1 protein-coding gene and 2 pseudogenes are annotated in these 2122 nt (G+C 60.5%); 1 reads left to right on the top strand and 2 read right to left on the bottom strand.

The window, feature by feature from the left end:
- Together DBR22_RS12030 and DBR22_RS12025 are read right to left on the bottom strand one after the other, a co-directional pair.
- A pseudogene (locus DBR22_RS12030) lies at positions 1–854 on the bottom strand (two-component sensor histidine kinase); the annotation flags it as partial.
- 394 nt (positions 855–1248) lie between these two features.
- The gene (locus tag DBR22_RS12025; protein WP_108599205.1) at positions 1249–1554 is read right to left on the bottom strand and encodes a hypothetical protein; all 306 of its coding nucleotides are present in this window, start codon (positions 1552–1554) and stop codon (positions 1249–1251) included.
- 278 nt (positions 1555–1832) lie between these two features.
- Between DBR22_RS12025 and DBR22_RS24490 the strand changes: the two are divergent.
- Positions 1833–2122, top strand: a pseudogene (locus DBR22_RS24490) (GMC family oxidoreductase N-terminal domain-containing protein); the annotation flags it as partial.

The raw sequence follows: 2122 nt of genomic DNA, 5'->3' as shown, positions 1-2122 counted from the left end.
ATCCAGATCAGTTCGTCGGTGAAGGCCTCGCCTCTGGCGGCGCGGGTCCGGGGGTGCCGCTCGGGTGGGAGGGGATGCTCCCGGTCAGTGCCGTAGACGGGAATGCGGTCCGTGCCTACCTCAGAGGGGTCGCTGAGGGGTTCGGCCAGTTGGCTGCCGTGGTGGTGGTTCGTGAGTATTGTCCGGCCCTGGTCGTCGAGGGCGCAGACACCGACGCTGACTGTGTCCAAGACCGTGCCCAGCAGTTGTTCGCGATTTTCGCTGGCAGTCAGGAGCTTCCGGACCTCTATTGCCCGGTCCTGAAGCAGCCGCCGCTGACTGGAGATGGCGTTGGCAACCCCGTGGGCTGTGAGTGCGATGGCGCCGAGAATGACCGGCAGAAGCACGATCCTGATGAAGGAGGCGCTGGTGAAGCCTGTGCCGAGGATTACCGGGGGGAGGACTGCGCTCAGGATGGTTGCGAGTATGGCGAGGACTACGCCGCTGGGGTGCTTGCCGGCAGAGAGCCAAACGACCGGAAAGACCAACAGGAAGCCCAGCACGGCGAGGTATTGGTCCCCTGCTTCGCGGGACAGTCCGATGGCCAAGCAGTCCAGCGCCGGGATGATCAGTACGGCCCGCTTGGGCAGCCGTTCCCACGGAACGATCGCGCAGGCGGCGAGCAAGACGAGATGGGCAGCCAGGCTGTAGAGGAACGGCCCGGACCACTTGAGCTCGGGATGCAAGACCATGGCCAGGACGGCAACCAGGAGCATCGTCAGGAACAGCGGAAGCTGGAACATCACAGTCCGCCCGCGATGCCCCAGCGTGCGGAAGTACCTTTCAACCGGTTCGAAAAACAAGATGTCCCCCATGACTGCCCGAATTCTGGCCTTAATCAGGAAGCCTACTGCCATTCCTGGGTCCAGTGCAGCGAATCCCGGCGTCCGCTCCGGTCAGCGGTCCCTCTGAGTCACATAGCGCGTGACTTGAGCAAATCTTGAGGATGCATTTCATAGCATCGCGGTATGGGTAGATATGGGGGAACCCGCTCCGCGCGGCAGTCCAGAGGCGAGCTCCGCCGTCGGCGAATGCAGTCATTGTCCTATGTGCTGCTGGCGGCGCTGGGAGTTGTTACAGCAGCCGTCGTTGTGGCCGCCCTCAGCCGGTAAAGTGCCACCTCTGCCCTCTGATCGGCCACAGCCTTGCCACGGACAAAAAACAGCCCTGGCCGTTTGGCCAGGGCTGTTCTTTTGGTTCTGCGGAGTATCAGTTGTTCACGATACGGACCGGACCCGCAAGGGTATCGCAGACAGTCACATCGTTGCCTGACGCGTCCACTGCCTCGCCCAGAACGGCGAGTGATCCGACATCCGCGACATCGCAGAGAGTGGCGGCGACGGCGGCCGCAATGTTGGCGTCGACGGCGTCCTTCACGATGACATCGCCAACCGTGACGTTTACCAGACCATCATTGATGGTGGTGTTTTCCTTGGCCTGCGAAGGTCCTGCTACGGCGCCAACCAGGAAAAGGGTTCCGGCGGCTGCTGCGGTGGCTTTTTTGAGAAATGACATAGTTTTGCTCCCTTACTTTGGGCCCAATACAGGGTCCTCGATTGGTTGCTTCTTTTGAGACCGTGGAATACGGCGGTGAAATTCGGCTAGCTCGCGGTTGCGCAATTGGTGGTCGATGACCCCAGATTCTTCCAACCGCTATCGAGTTATGTTGTTCGCTGAGCGCCGTTCACCCAGAAAACACTAATGCTAAGTATGCTTACGGTCAAATGCCGATGTGACGCAATGTGGGATTTTCCGCGTCATTCCGGGCTCAAATTCGCATCATAATTTGTGCGATGAGCGCCCTCAGCCGGTTGAAGTTCAACGCGGGGGTTGACATCATCCCCGCCCGCCCAGAAACTCTAGTGAATGCTTCAAGCCACGGTGCAGTTAGCCATGAGCCGAGGGGTTCCATGTTCAACGACGGCGCATATGACTACGTAATTGCCGGGGGCGGCAGCGGCGGCTGTGTCTTGGCCGGCAGGCTCAGTGAAGACCCCACGGTGAGCGTCCTCCTGCTGGAGGCGGGCGGAACCGACCGCAATTTGTTTATCCACATGCCCGCCGGCTTTCCGAAACTTAGTAC

The sequence above is a fragment of the Arthrobacter sp. HMWF013 genome (assembly GCF_003061105.1).
GTDB lineage: Bacteria > Actinomycetota > Actinomycetes > Actinomycetales > Micrococcaceae > Arthrobacter.
Note: the sequence above shows the minus strand (reverse complement) of the source record. Positions and strands in the feature narration are given on the sequence as shown.